This window comes from Mesorhizobium sp. M0119 (genome assembly GCF_040322615.1).
GTDB lineage: Bacteria > Pseudomonadota > Alphaproteobacteria > Rhizobiales > Rhizobiaceae > Mesorhizobium.
On sequence record NZ_JAMYTU010000001.1, the window covers coordinates 202,108 to 225,032 of the forward strand.

19 protein-coding genes and 1 pseudogene are annotated in these 22,925 nt (G+C 57.6%); 18 read left to right on the forward strand and 2 right to left on the reverse strand.

Annotated features, from left to right (window positions below):
* The first annotated feature begins 99 nt into the window (after window positions 1-99).
* The 5 genes and pseudogenes from gmd (at window position 100) to NKJ40_RS00985 (ending at window position 5,486) form a co-directional block, all read left to right on the forward strand.
* Window positions 100-1,219: pseudogene (gene gmd / locus NKJ40_RS00965) on the forward strand (GDP-mannose 4,6-dehydratase).
* Complete coding sequence (locus NKJ40_RS00970; protein WP_352464014.1) at window positions 1,216-1,989, forward strand: glycosyltransferase family 2 protein; 774 nt, start codon at window positions 1,216-1,218, stop codon at window positions 1,987-1,989. Before gmd ends, NKJ40_RS00970 begins: the two are co-directional and overlap by 4 nt.
* A 332-nt stretch (window positions 1,990-2,321) precedes the next feature.
* Window positions 2,322-3,593 carry a lipopolysaccharide biosynthesis protein gene (locus NKJ40_RS00975; RefSeq protein ID WP_352464015.1) on the forward strand — a complete coding sequence of 424 codons (1,272 nt, stop codon included), beginning with the start codon at window positions 2,322-2,324 and terminating at the stop codon, window positions 3,591-3,593.
* 20 nt (window positions 3,594-3,613) lie between these two features.
* Complete coding sequence (locus NKJ40_RS00980; RefSeq protein WP_352464016.1) at window positions 3,614-4,396, forward strand: methyltransferase domain-containing protein; 783 nt, start codon at window positions 3,614-3,616, stop codon at window positions 4,394-4,396.
* Window positions 4,397-4,409: 13 nt separating this feature from the next.
* Window positions 4,410-5,486, forward strand: coding sequence for a glycosyltransferase family protein (locus NKJ40_RS00985; protein WP_352464017.1), 1,077 nt, complete (start codon window positions 4,410-4,412; stop codon window positions 5,484-5,486).
* 173 nt (window positions 5,487-5,659) lie between these two features.
* Here the strand turns inward: NKJ40_RS00985 and NKJ40_RS00990 are convergent, their stop codons facing one another.
* On the reverse strand, window positions 5,660-6,775 hold the full coding sequence (locus tag NKJ40_RS00990) for an acyltransferase family protein (protein WP_352464018.1): 1,116 nt from the start codon (window positions 6,773-6,775) through the stop codon (window positions 5,660-5,662).
* A gap of 24 nt (window positions 6,776-6,799) precedes the next feature.
* Here NKJ40_RS00990 and NKJ40_RS00995 point away from each other — a divergent pair, with 24 nt between their 5' ends.
* Entirely contained in the window at window positions 6,800-8,182 is a 1,383-nt protein-coding gene (locus NKJ40_RS00995; RefSeq protein WP_352464019.1) for a hypothetical protein, read from the forward strand.
* Between the two features lie 251 nt (window positions 8,183-8,433).
* On the forward strand, window positions 8,434-9,099 hold the full coding sequence (locus tag NKJ40_RS01000) for a class I SAM-dependent methyltransferase (protein ID WP_352464020.1): 666 nt from the start codon (window positions 8,434-8,436) through the stop codon (window positions 9,097-9,099).
* A gap of 54 nt (window positions 9,100-9,153) precedes the next feature.
* On the opposite strand, the gene NKJ40_RS01005 is transcribed toward NKJ40_RS01000, so the two are convergent.
* A complete protein-coding gene (locus NKJ40_RS01005; RefSeq protein WP_352464021.1) occupies window positions 9,154-10,974 on the reverse strand; it encodes a right-handed parallel beta-helix repeat-containing protein in 1,821 nt (606 codons plus the stop codon).
* 604 nt (window positions 10,975-11,578) lie between these two features.
* Here NKJ40_RS01005 and NKJ40_RS01010 point away from each other — a divergent pair.
* The 11 genes from NKJ40_RS01010 (at window position 11,579) to NKJ40_RS01060 (ending at window position 22,855) form a co-directional block, all read left to right on the forward strand.
* Complete coding sequence (locus NKJ40_RS01010) at window positions 11,579-12,427, forward strand: class I SAM-dependent methyltransferase (RefSeq protein ID WP_352464022.1); 849 nt, start codon at window positions 11,579-11,581, stop codon at window positions 12,425-12,427.
* Complete coding sequence (locus tag NKJ40_RS01015; RefSeq protein ID WP_352464023.1) at window positions 12,424-13,398, forward strand: NAD-dependent epimerase/dehydratase family protein; 975 nt, start codon at window positions 12,424-12,426, stop codon at window positions 13,396-13,398. Before NKJ40_RS01010 ends, NKJ40_RS01015 begins: the two co-directional genes overlap by 4 nt.
* Window positions 13,395-14,570 (forward strand): glycosyltransferase family 4 protein, encoded by a 1,176-nt coding sequence (locus NKJ40_RS01020; protein WP_352464024.1) that lies wholly within the window; start codon window positions 13,395-13,397, stop codon window positions 14,568-14,570. Before NKJ40_RS01015 ends, NKJ40_RS01020 begins: the two co-directional genes overlap by 4 nt.
* 4 nt (window positions 14,571-14,574) lie before the next feature.
* Complete coding sequence (locus NKJ40_RS01025) at window positions 14,575-15,135, forward strand: hypothetical protein (RefSeq protein ID WP_352464025.1); 561 nt, start codon at window positions 14,575-14,577, stop codon at window positions 15,133-15,135.
* A gap of 234 nt (window positions 15,136-15,369) precedes the next feature.
* Window positions 15,370-15,846 (forward strand): hypothetical protein, encoded by a 477-nt coding sequence (locus tag NKJ40_RS01030; RefSeq protein ID WP_352464026.1) that lies wholly within the window; start codon window positions 15,370-15,372, stop codon window positions 15,844-15,846.
* 253 nt (window positions 15,847-16,099) lie between these two features.
* Window positions 16,100-16,261, forward strand: a complete 162-nt coding sequence (locus NKJ40_RS01035; RefSeq protein WP_352464027.1) for a hypothetical protein — start codon at window positions 16,100-16,102, stop codon at window positions 16,259-16,261.
* A 126-nt stretch (window positions 16,262-16,387) separates the two neighbouring features.
* Window positions 16,388-17,197, forward strand: coding sequence for a tyrosine-protein phosphatase (locus tag NKJ40_RS01040; RefSeq protein WP_352464028.1), 810 nt, complete (start codon window positions 16,388-16,390; stop codon window positions 17,195-17,197).
* Complete coding sequence (locus NKJ40_RS01045; protein ID WP_352464029.1) at window positions 17,197-17,985, forward strand: polysaccharide biosynthesis/export family protein; 789 nt, start codon at window positions 17,197-17,199, stop codon at window positions 17,983-17,985. The genes NKJ40_RS01040 and NKJ40_RS01045 overlap by 1 nt, the downstream gene beginning before the upstream one ends.
* 37 nt (window positions 17,986-18,022) lie before the next feature.
* The gene (locus NKJ40_RS01050; RefSeq protein WP_352464030.1) at window positions 18,023-20,401 is read left to right on the forward strand and encodes a GumC family protein; all 2,379 of its coding nucleotides are present in this window, start codon (window positions 18,023-18,025) and stop codon (window positions 20,399-20,401) included.
* Window positions 20,289-21,542: a tetratricopeptide repeat protein gene (locus NKJ40_RS01055; protein WP_352464031.1), complete on the forward strand. Its 1,254-nt coding sequence runs from the start codon at window positions 20,289-20,291 to the stop codon at window positions 21,540-21,542. The genes NKJ40_RS01050 and NKJ40_RS01055 overlap by 113 nt, the downstream gene beginning before the upstream one ends.
* Window positions 21,539-22,855, forward strand: a complete 1,317-nt coding sequence (locus tag NKJ40_RS01060) for an O-antigen ligase family protein (protein WP_352464032.1) — start codon at window positions 21,539-21,541, stop codon at window positions 22,853-22,855. The genes NKJ40_RS01055 and NKJ40_RS01060 overlap by 4 nt, the downstream gene beginning before the upstream one ends.
* Window positions 22,856-22,925 lie beyond the last annotated feature (70 nt).

Here is a 22,925-nt window from a genome sequence, read left to right on the forward strand (position 1 = left end):
GGATAACCACCAGCTGTTTTGAAAATGGTTATTTGCAATGTCTAAAGTTGCGCTGATCAGCGTTGAAAATACCGTCGTATCGACCTCGGAGAAAGCACAATGACTAGGAAGACCGCGCTCATCACCGGCATCACCGGCCAGGACGGCGCCTATCTGGCGGAACTTCTCTTGGCAAAGGGCTACAATGTCCATGGCATCAAGCGGCGGTCGTCGTCGTTCAACACTGGTCGCATCGATAATCTCTATCAGGATCCGCATGAAAAGAACGTAAGGCTGTCGCTGCATTATGGCGATATGACGGACGCCACCAACCTCATCCGCATCGTCCAGGAAGTGCAGCCAGACGAAATCTACAATCTTGCCGCACAATCGCATGTCCAGGTGAGCTTCGAGACTGCCGAATACACGGCGAATGCCGACGCGATCGGCACATTGCGCCTGCTCGAAGCGATCCGGCTGCTTGGCCTGACAAAAAAGACGCGTTTCTATCAAGCATCGACGTCCGAGCTCTACGGCAAGGTGCAGGAGATCCCGCAACGGGAGACGACGCCCTTTTATCCCCGGTCACCCTATGCGGCGGCAAAGATCTATGCCTACTGGATCACAGTGAACTACCGCGAAGCTTACGACATCCATGCATCCAACGGCATCCTGTTCAATCACGAGAGCCCGATGCGCGGCGAGACATTTGTCACCCGCAAGATCACGCGCGCGGCTGCCGCGATAAGCCTCGGCCTTCAGGACAAACTCTACCTCGGCAACCTGTCGGCTGAACGCGATTGGGGCCATGCCCGCGACTATGTCGAAGGCATGTGGAGAATTCTTCAGCATGATGTGCCCGACGATTATGTCCTTGCAACTGGGGTCAAGAACTCGGTCCGCCGTTTTGTCGAGCTTGCATTCAATGAGGTCGGGACCGAGATCCAATGGGTTGGTTCCGGCATAGATGAAAAAGGCATCAATGCGAAATCCGGTGCTGTTCTGGTCGAGGTGGACCCGCGCTATTTCAGACCGACCGAAGTTGAGCTTCTGATCGGCGACGCTTCGAAAGCGGAGCGCGTTCTCGGTTGGAAGGCAACAACGTCGCTGGCGACAATGGTCCAGGAAATGGTCCAGTCCGACCTCGAAACGGTACGGCGGGAATCCGAACATCGGCGCCTCGACGAGGATCGCATTCGCGTTGCGGCACAGTAAGCGGCGCTGGACCGGGTCGGCATGAAAATTTCGGTCTTGACCGTCTGTTGGAACTCCGCGGCCACGATCAGGCATACGATCGACAGCTTCCTGGCCCAGGATCATGGCGATAAGGAACTGGTGATCATCGACGGCAATTCGTCGGACGAGACGCTGGCAATAGTCCGGTCTTACCCACAGGACCAGATCCGGCTGGTCAGCGAGCCCGACAGCGGGATGTATGATGCGCTAAACAAAGGGCTGCGCCTCTATACCGGAGATGCGGTTGGCGTGCTGAATTCAGACGATTGCTTCCACGATCGTACGGCGCTGGGACGGATCTCGGCAGGGCTCGAACAGGCCGACATCGTGCATGGCCATCTGGATTTTGTCGAAGACCATCTGAGCAAGCGCGTGGTACGACGTTGGCGTGCCGCGGCCCGACCCGCCAAAGGTTTTCGCGCCGGCTGGATGCCGGCCCATCCAACGTTCTACGTCAAGCGGAAGGTGGCGGACGCGGTCGGTGCATTCGACCTCAGCCTCAAAGTGGCATCGGATTATGATTGGATGTTGAGAGCGGTTGAGCTCCATGGTTTCCGAATCGCTGCGACTAGCCATGTGCTTGTGGATATGATGGTTGGCGGGGCCAGCACGCGAAGCCTTGCCTCGCATATCGGCCACAATCTGGAAGCGCTGCGGGCACGCCGCCGGTGGCTCGGATCGGGTCCTCTCGACTACGCGCTTGTTGCCAAACCGGCGCGGAAAATCGGACAATTTTTCTCAAAGCCGCACTCTGGCAACGATCATCTCGCTTAGAGGCCGGCGATCTCGGTTGCCGGTCATCAAGGCGTGGTGGCCTCGAACACCAAGGCGCGACACCTAGCGGGCGCGCCCTTGGATCTATATGCATCGAGACTTGCGTCCATCGAGTCTCGCGATCCACGGTGGTCGCGCGAATGAGTAACGACATCCGCAAGAACTCCATCGATGGACAACCCAAGAACAAGACGGATCGGAGCTTATATCCTGAACCTCGTTACGGAACTGCCTAGCACGGGAAATTGGCTCTTCCCCATGGTTCGGCAATTTGCCGGCCAAGCTTTGCGTCAGGCGAAAATTGTCCCCATTCTCACACTTGGCAGTTCGGAATGTTTCGAAGCATCCTGACCGTCCTGTCGGGTTCGGTTGTAGCGCAACTTATTGCGATTGCAGTTCTCCCTGCCTTGACGCGCTTGTACGACTCCGAATCGTTCGGTCGATATCAGATCTATTTGTCCATAATGAACGTGGCGATCATGTTTTCCGCGTTTCGGTACGAGGTCGCGATTCTTGGAGCGAGATCAGGCAGGATCTTGGACAATCTGCTGAAGTTCACGTTTCGACTATGCATTTTGACGGGGGTGGGGGGTGTTCTTGTCGCCTGGGTGGTCGATCTGTGGATGCCCAGTGGCGCATCGCCTCTGCGAGACATTATCTTTATCGTGCCCGCTGCGATGATTGTCGCTGGCATCTATCAAATGCTGACCTTTCTGCCGATTCGGGAGCGCAACTACAGTCTCAGCGCCCGTTCGAAGATTTCGCAGTCGATCGGCTTTTCGATCGGCGCGCTCGGATGCGCGGTCTTGCCTTTCTTCGGAGTTGGCCTCGTCTTGGCCGACGCGTTTGGGAGAATTGTCGGAAGCCTCGCTATTTTGCGCGGCAGCGGCAAGCTCTGGCGGACCCTGGTCTCTCCGATCTCCGTTGCGACGATGAGACTTACCGCGGTTCGCTTCAAGAAATACGGCTTTCTCACATTTCCGGGGGCGCTGTTGTCCGCGCTTAGCGCGGCGGTTCCGCCATTCGCCTTTCTGGCACTGTTCGATCTGAAAGTCGCAGGGCAGTATGCCCTCGTCGAACGGTTCATCCTGATGCCGGTCGCGATCATCGCGCTGGCCATTTCGCAGGTCTTTACCGGGGAATTCTCGACACTTTACCGTACTGATAAGCAAGGTTTGAACAAGGCATTTCGACGTTCGCTCCTCTACCTTCTTGCTATCGGCTTGGTGCCAACGCTGATTGGAATGGTACTGTCGGCAAGTGTAGTCCCGCTCGTCTTCGGCGCCGATTGGGCGTTGGCAGGCAGGCTTTGCGCCATCGGATTTCCAATCGCTTATGTGCGTTTCGTAGCCATCGCGCTGACGATGACCCTTGTCGTTGTCGACCGTCAGTCGCTTCAGTTCACGTGGGAGTTGAGCCGGTTTATTTTCACTTTGTGTGTTTTCGGCTGGCTCGGTTGGGTGGGCATCGACAATCCGATGAGTGTCATGATCTGGTACGGTGTAGCCACTGCCGTCAGCTATGCTCTTCACCTTGCATTCTGCGACCGGGCAACGAGAGCGGCAAGCAGGCAAGCCGAAAAGGGCGAACCGGTCGTGGCATGAAGCTCAGGGTCGCAAAGTAAATGTTGTCTTCCAGCAAAACTGTTGGCGCGAAGGGTGGTGCGGTGGTTCTCAGGTCGTTTATTGGTTGGAACAGGGATGCCGCAGCATGGCTGGAACGCCACTTTCCCCGAATTTTCGGCGCGCCGTCTTATAAGGCGGAGCTCGAGCGACGCATTGCCGAGGATGTTGCGCGCCTAAAGCCGTCGGCCATCCTCGAGGTCGGCGGGATCGACCGGCCGCTTCTGGAGCAGGGTAGGGGGTTCACTTATATCGGTCTCGATATCGAGGAAAAGCCGGACTGCTACCGCATCTACGATCGGTTTGTCGTCCAGTCTATCGAGCAGCCCGTTGATGTCGAGGCGGACATGCTCATTTCGATCACATTGATGGAGCATGTGCCTGATAACAAGGCTGCGGCGCGCTCCATGTTCCTGGCGCTGCGGCCAGGTGGCGTGATGCATCACTATATCCCGTCGAAGTGGCATCCCTATTCGGTGGCATTGCGGATCGTCGGACCCGTTATGCAAAGATGGTTGATCCCGTACCTCAGGCCAGCGGCCGTCGGCGTTACCGGTTATCCGGCCTTTTTCGACCATTGCTCCCCTTCGGACATGACGAAGCTGTTTCGGAATCAGGGATTTGAGCAGGTAGACGCCAAGTCGTTTTACCGTGCCAGCGACTATTTTGCTTTCTTCTTGCCGGCGTACCTTTCCGTCACTCTGTTCGAGAATCTTTGCGCACTGCTGAAATGGCGCTTCTTCTGTTCCGGGTTCGTCATCAGCGCTACAAAACCCACGCAATAGCTAGAACGGGACCATGCGACTTTTTCAGAATTCTGGGATTACCCCAAGCTATCGGCCTCGACTTGCCGGCCTCGTCGCAGGAATCAGCGGCTTCGAACGGCAAAAGGACGTGTTCTTAAATGATCGTTACGGCGCAGCACATATCCTTTCGCCGGTACTCGGCGGTCATCCGGAGGCGTTCTTTACGAACGGCGACGATGAATTGCTGCAGCGGGCTTGGGCACGCGAAAACGGGCTTGGCCAAGATACGCCGCTGGCCGATATCCTTCTTGCCCAGATCGAGCATCACAAGACGGATATCTTCTATAATCTCGACCCATTTCGCTACGACGCCGCTTTTGTGAGCCGCTTGCCTGGGCACGTGAAACGAAAGATTGCCTGGCGAGCCGCGCCAGGCAAGATTGACTTTTCCGGCTATGATCTCGTGCTTTGCAATTTTCCGACCATGCGACAGCTTTGGGAGGAGCAGGGCGCCAGGACGGCTCACTTCTTCCCCGCCCACGATCCGGAACTGGACGGTGTGGCCGCGAATCGCAACAGGGACATCGATGTCCTTTTTTTCGGCGGCTACAGTCGCCATCACCAGCGTCGGCGGCAGATATTGGAAGCGGTCGCACGTCTGGCCAGCCGCCACCGCGTTGTTTTCCATTTGGACTTGTCACGTTATACGCCACTCGCCGAGACGCCGCTCGGCTGGTTCGGCCCTCTGAAAGCGGTGCGCCGCCCGCCTGCGATCCGCAACGTTAGCGCGCCCCCTGTGTTCGGGCGCGCCATGTACGAACAACTTGGAAGGGCCAAGGTCGTGGTCAACGCTTCGATCGACATGGCAGGCCCTGACCGAGGCAACATGCGCTGTTTCGAAACGATGGGAGCTGGGGCTCTGCTGGTCTCTGATTCCGGCATCTACCCCGCACCGATGCGCGATGGGGAAACCATGGCCGTTTATGAGCAGCCGCAGGACGCGACGCAAAGAATCGAACGGCAATTGAATGATGGAAGTTGGAACGCGGTTGGTTGGGCCGGGCACCGCGCGATTCGTGAAGAATATAGCAAAGAACGACAATTTGAGCGGTTTCTCGAGCTGGTTTAGCGGATGATTCGATCGCTGAACCGCCTTGCCGGCGCGCCGCAGCCCGACTGCACCGAGGCCGAGCTGCCGGTCCGCGCCGGTAGGTTCCGGGTAGTCTTTGCCGAATTGGTGAAATGGCCGGCCACGGCGCCAATCTGTTTTCTCGGAGCGTCGAGAGGCTCCGATGCAGGCTTTTACGGCTGGGCCGAAACCGTGCCGTTGATTCGGTTGCGGAAGGCCACCGTCCTTCGCTCGAAGAGCAGATAGAAAACCAAGCACACTGCAAAGCAGACGGCACCTTTGAGGACCAGCGAAGTGATGCCTCCTCCGCCCAATCCAAGCGTCGCAGGCATGTAGTTGGCGGTCAGGTATACGAGCACCGGATAGTGAAAGATGTAGAGCGAATAGGACATCGCGCTCATGCCCCGGATCGGCCAGGCCGCGGGCTCCAGAAGTCGGTTCACCCGCTCGTGGCAGAGAGCCGGCAGGAGCGCGGCGAGGCCAACGCACAGCATCGTGTCGGCCGGGCCTGTTGCATAGCCGGCCCATGGTCCGCCATCCGAAACCATCTGCGAGAAGAACACGCCGCCAACAAATGCCGCGAACCCTGCATAGGCGACCCACAATGAGCGCGGCGGGTAGGCGGCGACAAGCGCGCCGAGCAGCCAGAACAGCAGGTAGCTGCTCTCCAGCACGCTGAAGACCAACGCGACGGCGGCCAGTCCGGCAAACGACCCGATCGAGAAAGTGCGGCGCGAAATCGCATATCCGATACAGCCCATGAGCACATAAAACCAGATCTCGTACGCGAGGCTCCATAGCGGCGCATTGGCCCGTGCGGTGGGCGTCACCACACCGTTGAGGGCGACGATATGCGCTACAATGTCCTGGATTGGGAAAATGGAACCGACACTGACCGCGACGAGAGCCGTCAACAGCAAAGCGGGAACCAGCGGGATGAATATCCGCGTCGCCCTGTCGACGGCGTAGCGCTGGAAGTCGAAACGACCCTCCCGAAGGTGCCGGATGGCTTGCCCGCCCACAAGAAAACCGCTCAGGACGAAGAAAACCATCACCGCCGGATGTCCGGGACGGGTGACGGCATAGAACAGGGCGGTGATCATGCCCTTGTCGGATGCCGGAAGCGCACCGTAAGCCGGCAGAGAATAGCCGCGCAGGTGCGCCATCATGACGACCAGTGCTGCGCCCGCGCGCAGCAGATCGAGCGCCAGGAATGAGGGACGAGAGGGCGAATTAGCTATGGACGCACCTTTTTGGTGGCAGTAAGGCTTGGGCGACACAGGCCGCATATCAGCTCGACGGAGATGGAGCAATTGGAATACCTGCGACCGGAGAATATTAGCTACACGCGGGTGTTCGTCCTGTTTTGGGTGGCGGTGTACGTCATCTTGTTTGTGGATATCTACGTCGATTGGGCGACTGTTAATTTCTACTATTTAGGCTTCCCCTACGTCGATAATCCAGATCGCATGACGCTTGCCTACTGTATTGTAGGTGTATTCGCTTTTATTATGCCTATTTCAATAGCAAAGTATTCTGATTTTTTTTGCTGGATGTTGTATCTAACGATTTTTGTCCCTTCTATTCTTGTCGTAGCGATGCAAGGGTACATCAGTTTTGACGCGCCATCGCTGATGCTTTCTTTAGCTGCGTCGTTCTTTTTGATAATATACATCCCGAAACTGATTCAATTCAAATCGTATTCTCTAATTCGCCAAGTGTCGGCCAATGCTTTTTTCTTTGTCTTTTTTTCTGTCTATTTAGCCGCCATCGTTTTCTACATCGGAACATACAGGGGAATGATGTCGTTCTCCGGAATGCGCGAACTCTACGAGCAGCGCGCCCGGTTCGGCGACACCCAGACGAGCACGCTCGCGCTGTATCTGACGGGATGGCTCTCGAATGCAATGAACCCGTATCTTATCGCGGTTGGCTTGTTCGACCGTACACGGCGGTGGGCGATCGCAGTCGGTGCCGCGGGGCAAGTCGTCGTGTTCATGGCGTTCGCGGGCAAGATAATGCTGGTGATCATTGTGGTGACGTTCGGCTTTTACTTTTTCGCGCTTGCGAAAGGCCGCATTTCGACTCCGCGACTTGCATTCGGCTTTGCCGCGCTGACGTTTGTTGTTCTCGGGCTTCTTGCAGCCACCCACTACCAGCCTGGCGAAACAATGCTGGACATTGTCACGTTGATCTACATACGAACCCTCGGCATCCAGGGCGCCATGACCGGCGTTTATGCTGACGTGTTTTCCAGCAGTACGCTGACCTATTGGTCGCATGCCAACATCCTGAACCTGATCGTTGACTATCCATACAAGGCGCCGCTTGGATACGTTGTTGGTGCCCGTCTCGTCGGCGGCACTGGGTTCAATGCCAACTCCCATTTCTGGGCCACGGACGGAATAGCGGCCTATGGGATGATGGGTGTCGTCATTATCGGTATTGTTGTTGGCGTGCTTCTCAGCCTTGCAAACAAGGTCGTTACCCCTGACAGGCTGCCGTTCGCGGCGACGGTCTCGATCCCGTTCATCATGGCGATGGGAAACACATCACTGTTCACCAGTCTCGTCACCGGCGGAGGCCTGATAATGGTGCTGATGATAGCCTATGGCGCGCCGCCGCCTCGGATGCCGCGCAAGCCTTGGCGCTTGCCCTATCGGGAACCGGCAAGCCCATCCAGACTGTTGAGGTGAAGGAACTGATCGCCGGACCCGCCGAAGTTGCAGTCGGATCCCGCCGCAAGACTCTAAGGGCTGGCGGGCGCGTTTTTTGGCGGTATAAGTTACGAAGCGTGTCGCATTCCAAGGGGTTATGCGTGCGCTTGCCTTTGCTTGATGCGTCTTGACGTCCCAAACCGCTGCGCAGTTTGGGCGCATGCATTACGATACAGACGAAATCGAAGGCAAAGATGGTCTTTGTCGGGTGACTGGTTTTGGAGATGTATATGCTTGGAAAGATTGCCGACGAGGTCGAACGACGCCTGGCAGTTTGGGGGCTTCCTGTCGCAACTTGGGACATGGCGCGGTCGTGCGGCAAGCTCTACGCGGGCCGGCTGACGCGTAATCTTCCGCAGTTCCACACACACATAGGACTGACGCCGTTCAGCCCGTCCCCGCGTAATATCCACCACGACGTGACCCAGCCGATGCCGCTGGAGGAATGCATCGATATCTATCAATCCGAGGACGTTTTCGAGCATATTTCCTATGAGAAACTGCCTCATATCTTAACGTATGTTCACGCCGTGCTGAAGCCGGGTGGATTGCTCCGGATGAGCATGCCTGACTACGGTTGCGATATCTACCGGGATCGCTCGATCAAGGAGGGGGACCGGCTTGTCTTTGATCCCGTCGGCGGTGGAAAATATGAGAATGGCGTCGTCACCGGCGGCGGGCATTTATGGTTCCCCACCTACGAAAGCGTTACCGCGCTGGCATCCGCGAGTCCGTTCTCGAAGTGGGACGTGCTTGAGGGGTACCGACAGGACGGCAGCGCGATCATCAAGCCCGTCGACGAATCCTATGGCAGGGTGTTGCGGACGTCCTACAGGGATGCTCGCGTCTCCAGCCGCCCACGCCCGCTTTCCATCATGGTGGATCTATGGAAATAGCCGGGCAGCGGAGCGCATCTATTCGCCGAAAGGGATGGGCGGCGCTGTAGCCGCTCACTCAACCTCGACCCATCCGTGGCCGCCCCATTGCCACTCGCGGTACCCACCGGCACCCGGCGCCAGGTTCTGGATGCGAGCGCCTGGAAAGCCGGGGGATGTCGGTCGGGCCGTTCCTGCCGAAGCGGAGACGGGCTTGGTGGTGGAGTTCTCCGAGCGGATGTTCGTCAGGGACCCAAAAAAGTCCCGCGTGTCCATGGTGGTGCCCAACCTTTGACCGACGATGGTCAGGCCATCGACGATCATCGTGCCGGCTCCAAAACAACGGAAGGCGCTGTACCCTGCCGTTCCACCACCCGACAGCACCAGCCGCATGTTTCGGATGGTCACCCGCCCGCCAAATTGAATGGCCTGGAAAGCTGTCCCGCGCGACGTGCAGGTCACGTCGCGGAACATCCAATTGCGAGCCGGAGTGGGTGAGGAGGAGATACTCACCGCAGTGAGGTTGGTGGTCGCGAAATCGCTATCGGCGACCCGGACATTGTTGACGTAATGGACAGTGTCGTTTGGCGAATAGAGTGCAAGCCCCGTTGCACCGGCGGTAACACGCGCCCCGGTGATCGTCGCACCGCCGACATCAGCCTCGGCGCCTTGCACCCAGATGCCAGCCTTGGAAGCGCCGGCGCATCGCACATTCTGGACGCTGACGTTAGCCTCGGGGCCACGTATCCCCAAATAGAGGTCGGTCACGTTATCACTGAATATTCCTCCGGAAATCACCAGGTGCTGCACGCTGTTGGCGGATACACCGGCCTTGGGCAGCGTCGTGTCGGCGGTGCTGGTCTGTCCGCGTACCGTGGTGTTCTGGATGACCAGGCCGGAGCCGTTGACGGCATAGATGCCATTGTCGCGTGGCGAGATCAGGACCGCATCCGTTATGCGCGTGTTGCGGTTGTTGGCGCCATACACCTGCAGAGCATAGCAGCCGGTGCCGTCGTGGCCTCCCATCTGCCCGGCATTATGGACCACGGCGCCGCGCATCTCGCTGTCGTGGACGTTGTAGTCGAAGATGATGCCCTGTTTGATGTGTGCCGCTTCGGCGTAGAAGTTGGTCACAAGCACATCGCGGATGATTGCCTGCGCGGCGTCCGCCGGCTCCTCGGCCCTGCTGACGAAGGCTACGACCGCGGCGTTCATGCCGATGTTCGTCGGGTCCAGTGAGTTGCCCGGCCGTGAAATGCCCCGCAGGCTGTTGACGCGTACGTGCTGGATCTCGAGGCTCGAGGGACTTTCATTGTAGACGAACACCCACCAGGGAGCCTTGAAATTCTGGAGTTCGACGGTGTCCAACGTGAAGGAGTCGATGCCTGCCTTCGCGGTCGCGCTGAGGGCGAACTTCATAAAAGCGCCGTTGTTGTAGCCGGTCGACACGCCGTTGCCGATGACCGTCAGGTCGGCGACGGTGACCCGGGAGACGTCGATGGCGGTGAAGACATAGGAGATCTGGTCCAACCCGGTGATATTGATGACCGATCCGCTACCGTCGATGGTGCAGTTGGCCGGGACCGCAATCCCCGGATGCCCCAGCGCCTTCAGGTCCGTCGAGGACCAGTTATAGACCCCGCGTGGGAACGTCAGGGTTCCACCTCCCATGGATTCAATCCGGGCCATGGCGCGAACGCAAGCGGCGACGTCCGTACCATCGTCGCCGAAGACGACAAGGCCGCCTGACGCTCTCGTGCTTCCGGCCCGGGGGTACCCGACGTGACCGACGGGCGAGGCGGTCGATCCGGCAGCAAAGGCAGTCGCGGCACCAAGTGCCAAGGTTCCTGTCAGCAGACGGCGGCGGGACAGGGAGAACTTTTCATTGGGAATCATGCGACGCCAACGCCTCCCTTCAATCGCACTTTCGTTCGTCATCTATAGCCATCAATTGAGGGTCTCTCATGGCGACGGTCGAGCCGATCGCTCCATCCGACGGGACGGCTAGGCCCGCGCTCCCGGCCGGCGAACCTTCCCCGGATAGACAATCGGCATCGATGCCCTGAGATGGCGGCGAGCTGAAGGCCTGCGAATTGCCGCCACTGCTCGGTATCCTGTTTCGCCAGCAAGTTTTGCGCGGTCGAAATCCACGCGGTTCGAATTCTCGTGATCGGAACTTGACGAGTCCGGAAACGGTAGCGTAGCTGAACGCTCAGAACAACCTCCTGACTAAAGCGTGATCGACGCGTTGCTGCAAAAGTGACAGAAGCTTGAGCCGTGCTTCTCACCGACGCTGAAAACTATCCTGGAACGGTGGAAGGGCGAAGCATGCGGGCTTATGACCGAAGCGCTATCTCACTCGTCAAGCTAAGCCTTGGCGGTGGCCGTCGTGGGCAATCTGATCTGGCGGGAGAGCGAGATCATTGTGATCAACAACGCGCCACCTCACGCGGTTGTCGCCGGAAAATCACGGGGATGATCCAGCATATGGTTTCTCTCCATGCCTGAAGCGGCCATGACTTGGGAAGATGCTGTCCGCTGGTGCATGAGCGAGCCGTCGATGAAAGAGCTCGCCCGCGCTGCCTATTTCGACGATCCGGTCGTGGCCGCACAGCGCTATCACGAATCCGCGGAGTTCGACGAGGTCCGCAGCATGATCCCGCGCAAGGCAGGCCGTGCCCTCGACCTCGGCGCTGGCAACGGTATCCTCTCCTATGCCCTGGCGCGCGAAGGCTGGTCGGTAACCGCCGTCGAGCCCGATCCAAGTGCACTCGTAGGTGCCGCTGCAATCCGGACGCTTGCCGAAAAGACCGGCACGCACATCGATGTGATCGAAGCCTTCGGTGAGGCGATCCCGTTGTCCGCCGCAGGCTATGATTTGGTCGTCGCACGGCAGGTGCTTCATCATGCCCATGACCTTCCAGCTTTCTGCCGCGAAATGGTGCGTCTCTCTCGCGACGGAGCAACGATCCTGTCGTTGCGCGACCACGTGGTCTCAGGGCCGCAGCAACTCGAGCCTTTTCTGCGCGCTCACCCGCTTCATCATCTCTACGGTGGAGAGAACGCCTTTACCCTGGCGGCCTACCGCGCTGCGATTCAGGGGGCAGGGCTGATGATCGATCGCGAATTGATCTCGTTCCAGTCTGTCGTGAATTACGACCCAATGACACCATCTGAGATTCGCGAGAGGCTCGCCAAAATCTTTGGTCCGTTTTCCCCGCTTGTTCGCTTGGCACTTTCGCCTGTGCCTTTTGGTGCCGTCGCCAGTGTCGCGGCATCACTTGACCGTCGGCCTGGGCGCCTGGTCTCTTTCCTTTGCCACAAACACGGGGAAGGACTGACTTCTTGACGCAATCAAAAGAGTCTAAGCCTGTCTGGGTGACTGGCGCCGGCGGTTTTATCGGCCTGCATCTGTCGCGATTTCTTGCCCAGCAAGGCCAGCTTGTCCTCGGCTTCGGCCGAAGCGAAGCGCCTGGTTTCGCCATCGCAACTGGCGGCGCTTTTTTTTCCGGCGGCGTGACCGCGGAAACGATGGGCGCTGCTCTGGCCGCATATGGTCGCCCGGCGGCCCTATATCATCTTGCGGGCGGTGCGACGGTTGGGCAGTCAATCGCCGAGCCGCTGAAGGACTTTGAACAAAGCGTCGGTTCCACTGCTTGTGTCCTCGATTTCTTGCGCCATCACGCACCCGATGCACCTGTCGTTCTTGCATCTTCCGCTGCGGTCTATGGTGGCGGGCATGTCGGCTCGATCAGGGTCGACGCCACGCTCGATCCCTACTCCCCCTACGGCTACCACAAACGCATGGTTGAGGAGCTTGGCCGATCACATTGTGCCTCATACGGGCAGCCGGTCTCGGTAGCCCGGCTTTTCTCCGTCTATGGCGAGGGGCTGCGCAAGCAGCTTCTCTGGGACCTCTGCGGCAGGCTCGCGGCCGGCGAAACCGACATTGTGCTTGGTGGCACCGGAGCGGAAATGCGCGATTGGCACCATGTCTCGGATGTCGTGCGATTGATCCATCGCGTCTTGCCCGCCAGTGCGGCAAGCTTTGCCGTCTATAATGGCGGTGCCGGCGCCGCTGCATCCGTCGGAACGATTTCCAGCATGGTTCTGAAGGCTTGGGGAGGGAACCATCGCCTCTCGTTTTCTGGAGAGTCCCGGCCCGGCGACCCCGTCAATCTGATCTCCGATCCCTCCGGCGTCCCGGACGGGCTCCAGTTGCAGGTGCCGCTCAGCAAGGGCATTGGCGGCTATGTCGATTGGTATCGTGCTGAAATTCTCGCCGAACCGGTCGGCCGTCTGCGACGCGCCGCGCCTTGATTACCGTCGGCTTCACGCTCATTGGCCGCGGATCCTGGTCAGGCGGCGAGTCCTATCTACGCAACATGTTGAGCGTCATCGCCTCCGAGTTGGGCGGTAAGGTTCAGGCGAAGCTGTTTCTCACACCTGAGCAGCATTCAACTGTTGGCGCGTCCTTCGATCATATGTTGGCTGCGCCTGCTATCGTTGATGAGCGGGTAATAGGCGCCGGGCTCGGCAAGCGAGGGCTGATCGCACTTGCTGGGGGAAGTGATCGCGCATTCGCGGATATTGTCGTTGCACAAGACATCGATGTTGTCTTTGAGGTCGCTCAGTGGTTCGGCAATCGGTTTCCGCTGCCCGTCATTTCCTGGATACCTGACTTTCAGCACCGTCGCCTGCCGCATCTGTTTCCACGCCGCGACTGGTGGCGCAGAGATCTCGGCTTCCGTCTGCAGACGTCCGGCAACCGCACCATAATGCTCTCGAGCGAGGATGCGCTCGCCGATTGCGAAACATTCTACCCGGCTTCGCGCGGCAAGACCGCCGTGGTGCGCTTCGCCATCGATCTCGATCCAGGCGCCGTCATGGCGCGCACCGAAGCCGCACGCCGGGCGCATGATCTGCCCGAGCGCTTCCTTTTCCTGCCCAACCAGTTTTGGATCCACAAGAATCACGGACTGGTCGTCGACGCGTTGAGGCATATAGACCGGCTTGGGGCGTTGGGCTCAGTGCCGCCAATAGTCCTCACGGGGCGCACGACCGACCCACGTGACCCGACCTTGTTCAAGCGTCTGATGGGCCTTGCGCAAACGTATCGGGTTGAGAGCCATTTTCGACACCTCGGATTGATCCCCTATGACGACGTCGTCGCCCTGATAGGTGCAACGGACTGTCTGATAAACCCGTCCCATTTCGAGGGGTGGTCGACCACCGTTGAAGAAGCGAAATCGCTGGGCGCGCCCATGTTGCTGTCCGACATCCGGCTGCATCGCGAGCAGGCTCCGGACGCGCTCTTCTTCCCGCCGGACAACGCCGAAATCCTGGCGCAGCGTCTCCTTGAAATCGGGCGGCACCCGACTGTTGCCCGCGACAGTGTCATCGCGCTGCAAGGCCGGCAACAGGTCCGCCGACGGGATTATGCGGCAGCACTCCTCGCCTTGTTTGAAAAGACCAAAACCGCCGCGCGTTGACTTATTGAATCGGGAGTGGGGGATTGTCGATCGGGAAGATGGCCGTATTGCGTTCATAGCGCTGGCGTTTGCGGGCGGCTTTCTTTTCATCGTCATCAACAAGGGAACGAATATTCGCGCACAGGCGCCGAAGCCGGTGGAAGTTCCCACATCGTTCGATGGCAAGCTTGCCGTCCAATCAATCGACGATCTGCGGGTCGACGGCCGCAAGATCGTGCTGTGCGGCGTCGCATTTACCAAGCCCCCGTCAATGCGCGCAATGGTCACCGAGGCCGTGCGCCGGGACTATCAAGGACTCGCCTTGATATGCAAATCCGTAGGCTTGGGGACACCGTGCGACGGCAATGTCGCGCCGAAATTCCGTGACGCCGTCGTCGTGCAGTGCCCCACCTCCGACGGCACGGATCTGGCTGCGAAGCTCGTCGAGGCAGGCATTCTGTGCGGGCAGCCCACGCAGGCGGGCTCGACTACAAGTCTTGCGCGCCAGGTTCATAGTTCTTGCCTCGAATGGAAGAAGGCTGGACGGACGATGTCACGACATTGTCGATTGCAAGGGTTTGTGTAGTGTGTCTGAGCGACTGTAGCGGCAGATCATTCCGCCGCTAGCCCGCTAGTAGCCGGCTGTAAAGATGGTTCGTTGCGATATTCTGACGGTGTGTTCAATCAACCACACCGAAACCAAAAATTATCTCGCAATTGCGAAATGGGTTGGAATTGGCGCAGAAAGCTGTTACGCGCTTTTGAGTATCTTAGCGGTTGGGTGGGCCTCAGGTAACGTGGGACAGAAGGATTGATGCGGATGAACCTAGTTTTGAAAAGTGCGTTGGCCGGAGTTGTTGTGTTGGCCGGCTTCGCCCCGGTGTCGTCTTTCGCGCAGGATGGGTCGTGCACCTGTGCAACCGCCTATAACGGCGTAAATCCGATTGGATCGCTCGGCAGCGTCAATGGCGACGTGATGATCTCGCAGGTGGCTGGCTATGGCCCGGCGCAACCGGGCGGCGCGCTTGATTTCGGCAGCCGTGTCGTGGTTGGCTCCAAGGGCTCGGCTTCGGTTCAGGTCGGTGGCTGTAATCTGAGCGTCCCGGCGAATTCGACGCTCGATATCTCGCGTGTCGAGAATAAGATCTGCCTCAATGTCTTGGGTTCTGAGAAGACGGCCCAGACGGGCAATACCAACAGCACCAACTACACGCCGGCCCTTATTTTTGGCGGCATGGCTCTTGGGGCTGGTGTTCTGGCTGCAACGGCGGACAAAGATCACGGCGTCAGCCAGTGAGCTGGCTGTAGGCGGCAGGATAATGGCAGCGGAGGTGGGGAACGCTTCTGCTGTTGGTCTGTTGTCGGCGACAGGAGTGCCTTGGGCTAAACGTTGGTGTGATCGGAGAGGCTTAGGCCCAAGGCGACGTGCGGATGTCTGATGCCGGCGGACGGGATGAGGGCCGGAGCGCCTGCCCATCCGGGCATTTGTACGCGACCGGGCCGAAATCTTCGGTTTTGCGGCGTGTAGGCGTGAATTGCAGGCTCGCATTGTGGCGACGATCAAAGTCGATCCAGTTGTAGGCGGCATGAGCGGAGCGCTGGATACATTAGGCGTAAAACTTGGCCTTGCTCCAGTTCTGTTGGGCGGCGCTGATATCGGTGGTGCGGCGGTGATCATCGGCCTGCATGATGGCGACTCTGTCAGCCAGTAGCTGGAACCTGGCATTCATCCTATTGCATGAGCTTGACAAGCGCGTCGCTCGCAGCCCTGCGGGTGACGCATTTTCGGTTTTTTGCGATGACGCCGCCATGTTGCTTCGTTGTAGTCACAAACGCCCATGATCGATCTGCACTCCCATATCTTGCCTGGCCTCGACGACGGCTCGCCCAGCCTTGCCGAATCGCTGGAAATGGCTCGACTGGCGGTGGCCGACGGAACAACCCACATGGCGTGCACACCGCACGTGACGCCCGGCGTATACGAAAACGGAACATCGAACATTGTTCGGGCGGTTCAAGAGTTACACCAGGCGCTGCGCGACGCCGCCATACCACTTGCTCTCTACGTCGGTGCAGACGTTCACATAGCGCCGGATCTTCCGGACCAATTGGCGGCGGGCAGCGTGCCGACCTTAAACAGGTCCCGCTATTTTCTGTTCGAACCGCCGCATCATGTTCTACCTCCACGAATGGAGGATCTTGCTCTACGCCTGATAAATGCCGGCTTTATCCCGATTCTTACTCATCCTGAGCGTTTGACCTGGATCAAAACGAATTACGACGTTATCGAGAGATTGAATGCGGTCGGCTGCCTCATCCAGCTTACCGCGGACTCGATTGTTGGTGCTTTTGGACGCACGGCGCTTTATTATTCGGAAAAGCTGATTGACGAGGGCAGGGTGGATATCATCGCATCGGATACTCATAGCGCAACGCGCCGCCGTCCTGGGCTTTCTAAGGCGGTTGCTGCTGCTGCCAAGCGATGTGGGGAAGGCGAGGCCCGCAACATGGTGTTGAAACGTCCAGGCGAAATATTGGCGAACCGGCCCATTGAGCCGATCGGAAAAGCACGTCCGAAAAACCCAACCGCCGGTAACGCCGGCCGTTTTGGAGGGTTGGGCCGCCTATTCAAGGGCGGGACCGCGTGATGGGCATTTTTCATTTGGTAAAAGGCCACATAGGCATGGCACTCGTCTTGCTAGCTTCGCTTGCAATGTCGGCATGCACGAGCACCTCGTCGACGACACCTACTTCCTCGAGTGCGGCCGATGCGCTGCAATTGACGTCGTCATCGACGCCACTTTCGGGCGGCGGGGCTCTAAAGGTAGTGAAGGATCTGCCTGCGCCGCAAAACACCCAGAACGGCAGCGAGCAGCCCTTGTCTCCGAACGATGTGCTCGAGGTGAATGTGTTCCAGGTCGATAATTTGAACAGAACCGTTCAAGTCGATGCCGGCGGCCAGATATCGCTTCCGCTTATCGGAACCATTACCGCGGCAGGCAAAACCGTCCGGCAGTTGGAGCAGGAAATCGAAACTGCTTACGGTTCCAATTATCTACAGTCGCCTGACGTAACGGTTTTCGTAAAGGAATCGATCGGACAACGCATAACCGTTGACGGAGAGGTCAATAAGGCCGGCATATATCCGGTCTCGAGCAATTCCTCGCTTCTCGACGCAATCGCTCTGGCAGGAAATTTCAGTCCGATAGGAGACGCAAAGAAGGTCTTCATCTACCGAAATATCGGCACGAATACGCTGGTCGCCAATTACAATGTGGAAGCCATTCGTGCTGGCAAGGCCCGTAACCCGCGCATCTACGGTGGCGACAAGGTCGTCGTCTTCGCATCAAGCTCGAAGATAGCGGTGAACAATCTCAAGGACGCGCTCGGCATAGCCTCCAGTGCCGCGCGAATTGCCGTCATCCCGGGAATATAGCGCTCAGCCGGTCAGTCGAATAGGATCACCTCGCACTATGCTCGATCGCAACAGGCAGCATCAAATTGCAGGTCCAGGACACAGCCAAGCTGTGTCCGCCGACCTCTATTATGACGGTGGGCAAAACTACAGCCCCTACGGTCGCGATTATTCGGAGCAGGAACAGGGTTTCAATCCGCTCAAGCTGCTCTTCTACGTCGTCCAGTATAGGTGGCTGTTCGTCATGATGGTGGCAGCCGGGCTTGTCGCAGGCCTCATTGTTACGATGATGCAGACGCCAAAATACCAGGCAACGACGCAATTGGAAGTGCTGGTCCCCTCCGCCAAGGTTTTCCAGGACATCGAGGTCGTTTCTGAAAATGCGGATGTACGGGCCTTTCTCACCGCACGTGAGAAGCTCAAAAGCCGCGCATTGGCGCAGCGCGTTGTGTTCCAATTGGGCCTGAGCGAAAAGCCGGACTTCCTTTTCCCTACGCCGAACTTCTCGCTCTCCAATATCTTCTATCGCGCCTTCGGAATCTCCAAGTCACCTTCCATCGAACAGAAGACGCCGGAAGAACGTGAAGAGATCGCGATAAAGCGCATTCTGAATGAGCTCACGGTCAATCTGGTCACCAACACGAGTCTGCTGTCGATCACTTTCGCCGATCAGAACCCGAAATACGCAAGCGATGTCGCCAACCAGGTCGCGCAAAGCTTTATAGATCAGCGCCTCGACCAGACCAGCGAAACGTCCGACCTGGCGCGCCAGTTCATCCAAGAGCAAGTCTTGCAGGTGAAGCAAAAGCTTCAGAAATCGGAAGAGGAACTGGTAGCCTACGCCAAGGATGCCGGCATCACGGTAACCGGCGACGACAAATCCTTGATAGGCTCGAATATCGAGGCCCTGAACGAGGCACTTGCGAAAGCAATCCAGGACCGTCTCGATGCAGGACGGGCGGTGGACCAGATCGATAAAGGCCGCGGCTCGAGCCTCGGGCCGGTCTTGGAAAGCGAAGGCCTGCAGAAGCTGAGCGACAAGCTTGCGGACTTGACGAGCCAGTACCAACAGAAGCTGGGTATTTTGAAGCCGGGCTTTCCTGAAATGCAGCAACTTCAGGCACAGATCAAAGAGTTGCAGCGGCTCTACAGCAATGGCGTTCTGGCCATTACGGATTCGCTACGCTTGAAATATCAGGAGGCGCAGAACAAGGAAGCTGACCTCAAGAGCAAGCTTGCTGAAATGGAAAAGCAGCAGGTCGTGTTCAACGATAAGAACATCAAATACACGATCTTGAAGCGTGAGGTTGATTCAAACCGGTCGCAATACGACAGTCTTATTTCCAAGCTCAACGAAGTCGGCGTCAGCTCGGAGTTGAAGACGCAGAGTGCAGCCATCGTTGATTTTGCTGCGCTCCCGGATCGCCCATACTCTCCACGTCTCAGCATCAATCTTGCTATCGCGCTGTTTCTTTTCCTTGTCCTGACCGCGACGATAATTTACATCATGGAGTTGTTGAACAACACCTTCACCAATCCCGAGCAGATCGAAAAGGAACTCGGGCTCCCGATGCTCGGCATATTGCCGCTCGTCGACGACCGCGAACTCATAGCCAGCATCACCGATCAGAAATCCGGGCTCTCTGAGGCTTACCGCTCGCTTCGAACGTCGTTGCAATTCTCCGGCGCCGAAGGAGCACCGCGTTCATTGCTGGTGACAAGTTCCGAGCCCGCGGAGGGCAAGTCGACGACGTCGTTCAAGCTCGGGCAGGACTTTGCAGCACTCGGTGCAAGGGTTCTCATTGTCGATGGGGACCTTCGGAAACCGAATCTTCATCGCCTGTTTGGTCTCGACAACACAATCGGCCTGAGCAATTTGCTGACGAACACTGTCCGCAAAGAGGATCTGGCGAGCATTTTCAGGGCAACGAAGTATCCAAACGTCACCGTTTTGACTTCTGGGACGATTCCCCCAAATCCCGCGGATCTGCTCTCGTCACCGAAGATGGCTCTGATTATTACCAATCTCGGGAAGCGGTTCGATGTTGTAATCATCGACGCGCCGCCGATCGTCGGTCTCTCGGACGCGCCCATCCTCAGCCGCCTTGCCGAGGGTACATTGATGGTCATCTCCACCAATCAGGTGACACGCAAGTCTGCGAAGGCGGCGTTGAAGCGTATGCGAGCCGCTGGTGCCAACGTTGTTGGAGCCGCGATGTCAAAATTCGCGGTAAACAAGTTCGACTACAACTACGCCTACAAGTACATGAACTACCAGTATTACGACTACGGGGCGGATACAGCGAAGATTGAGGGCAAAGTGGATGATGGAGCAGACCAGCCCGCTTATGCAAAATCTCCGGCGTTCAAGCGTTTGGTTCGTCGCATCCGTTCTAGTGTTAGCGGCTTCGTCGATCGGGCTAAGTCGGCTACTTGAAACGGAAACACCAGCCGTTTCTCTAGCGCTGGATCCGCTGAACGTCGATGCGCTGATAAGCGAGATTACCGATGATCTGAGCGATACGAATAGCACTCCGGATCTCGAGGCCTTGCTTGCTAAGGCCAAGGACACGCTTCGTTTCAACTTGGCCGACGCACGTCTCTACAGCCTGATCGGCGAGATCAAATATCGACAAGGCGAGAAAGACGAAGCCTATGAGTTGTTCGACCAGGCTCGTAAGTTATCCAAAACGGAAATCCATGCGCTCCAGAGGTCTATTGGCCATTCGACGGAGACGAGCGATTTGTCGAAGGCCGTCGGCGAAATCGACATATTGCTGCGGCGGTGGCCAGACCAATTTCCGGCGATCGCCGATGGCCTGCCGGCGATCCTTTCGAATCCCGACGGATACCAGGCCATGCTGACGGCTATTACGGCGGAGACGCCCTGGAGACCCAGCCTCTTCGTTGCACTGGCCAATAATCCCAAGGGGCTCGACTACGCAAACCGACTCCTGCTCGATCTGACTGGATCGAACGCGCGACCGAAATTGGGTGAGTTAGCCATTGTGATCAACGGTTACCTCCGTCAAACGGAATTTGAACAAGCGTATCGGCTGTTTCTTTTCACCTTGTCTGACCAGGAGCGTAAGTTAGCTGGCTACGTCTTCAACAGCACATTCGAACCGATCCCCAGCGGCAGGCCGTTTGATTGGCAGGTCCACGATCAGTCCGGCCTGGAGGTGACGTTTGCGACATCCCAGGATGCGGTGGAGGGTGAGGGCGGGGCGACAGTCCGGTTCTTGAACACGCCGGTGAAGAATTCCGCTCTGCAGCAGTATATCGAGCTGCCTCCTGGATCCTATAGGATCTCTCTGGTTGCGTCAGCGAGAAATCTCAAGCTTCCGAAGGAATTATTCTGGTCAATAAGATGTCCCGGCGGTGAAATCGCGCGCTTCAATATTCCCGAGGGCACATTCAATCGCCAGACCATGAGCCAAGATTTTTCGGTTGGTCCGGACACATGTCGAATGCAAGTGTTGAGGCTGGAGACCGCCGCCATTGCCGAGAGCTGGCGATTTCGATATGTCGGCACCTTGGTAATGCACAAATTGAGCGTTGAGAGACTTCCATCTTGAATGACCGGCCGTCGGAATGGGATAAATATCTCCTCGGCACCGTCTTATTTGTATCGCTGCTGATCGGCGGGGGTACTGCGAGCGGCCTTTACACAGACACTCTGATCGAGGTCGCGGCAATTGTTTCGGCGGCGGCCGTCTTTTCGCAAACCGCCGGCCAGAGAATCCCCCGGCCTGTTCTGTGGCTGTTGGTCTTCGCCGTGGCGTTGACCGTTTTGCAAATCGTTCCATTGCCGGCGGCCATATTCAACAGATTACGGCCGGAGTTGCTGCTCGGAAATCCCTGGGCTGGAGAAAGCCGATTTCGCTTCGTCAGCGTTGGGGTGGGCCGCACGGTCGAATGCCTGCTTTATCTTCTGGCCACTGCAGCGTTTTTTTTGGCCGTATTACGTTTGCGTGCTGAACAGGTCAGCGCGCTTCTTCCGTTCTTCTTCATAGGCGTGATCTGCAATGGATTGGCAGGAGCGATTCAATATTCGCTCTCAGACGATGTCGCTATTAAGGGACTGTTGCCTTTCACGATCAACGCCGGGCTTTTTGCGAACCGGAATCATTTCGCGGCTTTGCTTTTTGTCTCGATCCCCTTCGTCGTTTATCATGGTCTCTTCCGTGGGCGACTTTTGTCCGGCTCGCTTGGATTGGTCACACTTTTGCTGCTGCTTTTGGCAGCTGGGTCGCGTGCCGGTGTTCTGATCGGGTTGGCGATCACCGTATTGTCTGTGATCTTTCTCTCAGCTCGTTCAAGGGCGAGCGGGTTCAGCGTTCTGCTGATTTTTGTTGGGCTTTCGATCTACACGATGGGCGCGTGGACGAAGATCGACGTGGAGGCAATCGATCCGGCGTTCGGGCGCGGAGAATTCGCCCGAACGACGATCGAGGGGATCAAGGACAACTGGGTGACGGGCGTCGGATTTGGGAATTTTCAAAACGCCTATCAAATATACGAAAGGGAGGGCATGATTTTCAGGCAATACGTCAATCATGCCCATAATGAATATCTTGAAATAGCTTTCGAAGGTGGAATTCCGGCTATCCTGCTGATGGCAGGCTATTTTGCACTGCTTTTCGCTGCACTGGCCAGGGTCCGCCGTGCCCCCCTTCAGAAGGCGGCATTCCTCTCGGTGTTTTTTCTTCTCATTCATTCGCTGGTCGATTATCCGCTGCGAACCGGAGCGCTGGCGATCACCTTTGCCTATATGAACGCCATTATATTTCACAAAGGATTTGCCGAACGCTTGAGCCGCAAGAGCGAGATGATCGAGATCGATCACAACGGTGACAAGCTGTTTGTTCCCATCGGAACTTCGTCCTAGCGACCTCGTCGCCACGGCTGGCGTCGCCAGGGCATGGCGGACCGCTGTGAGGCGTGTCGGCTCCTGGCTC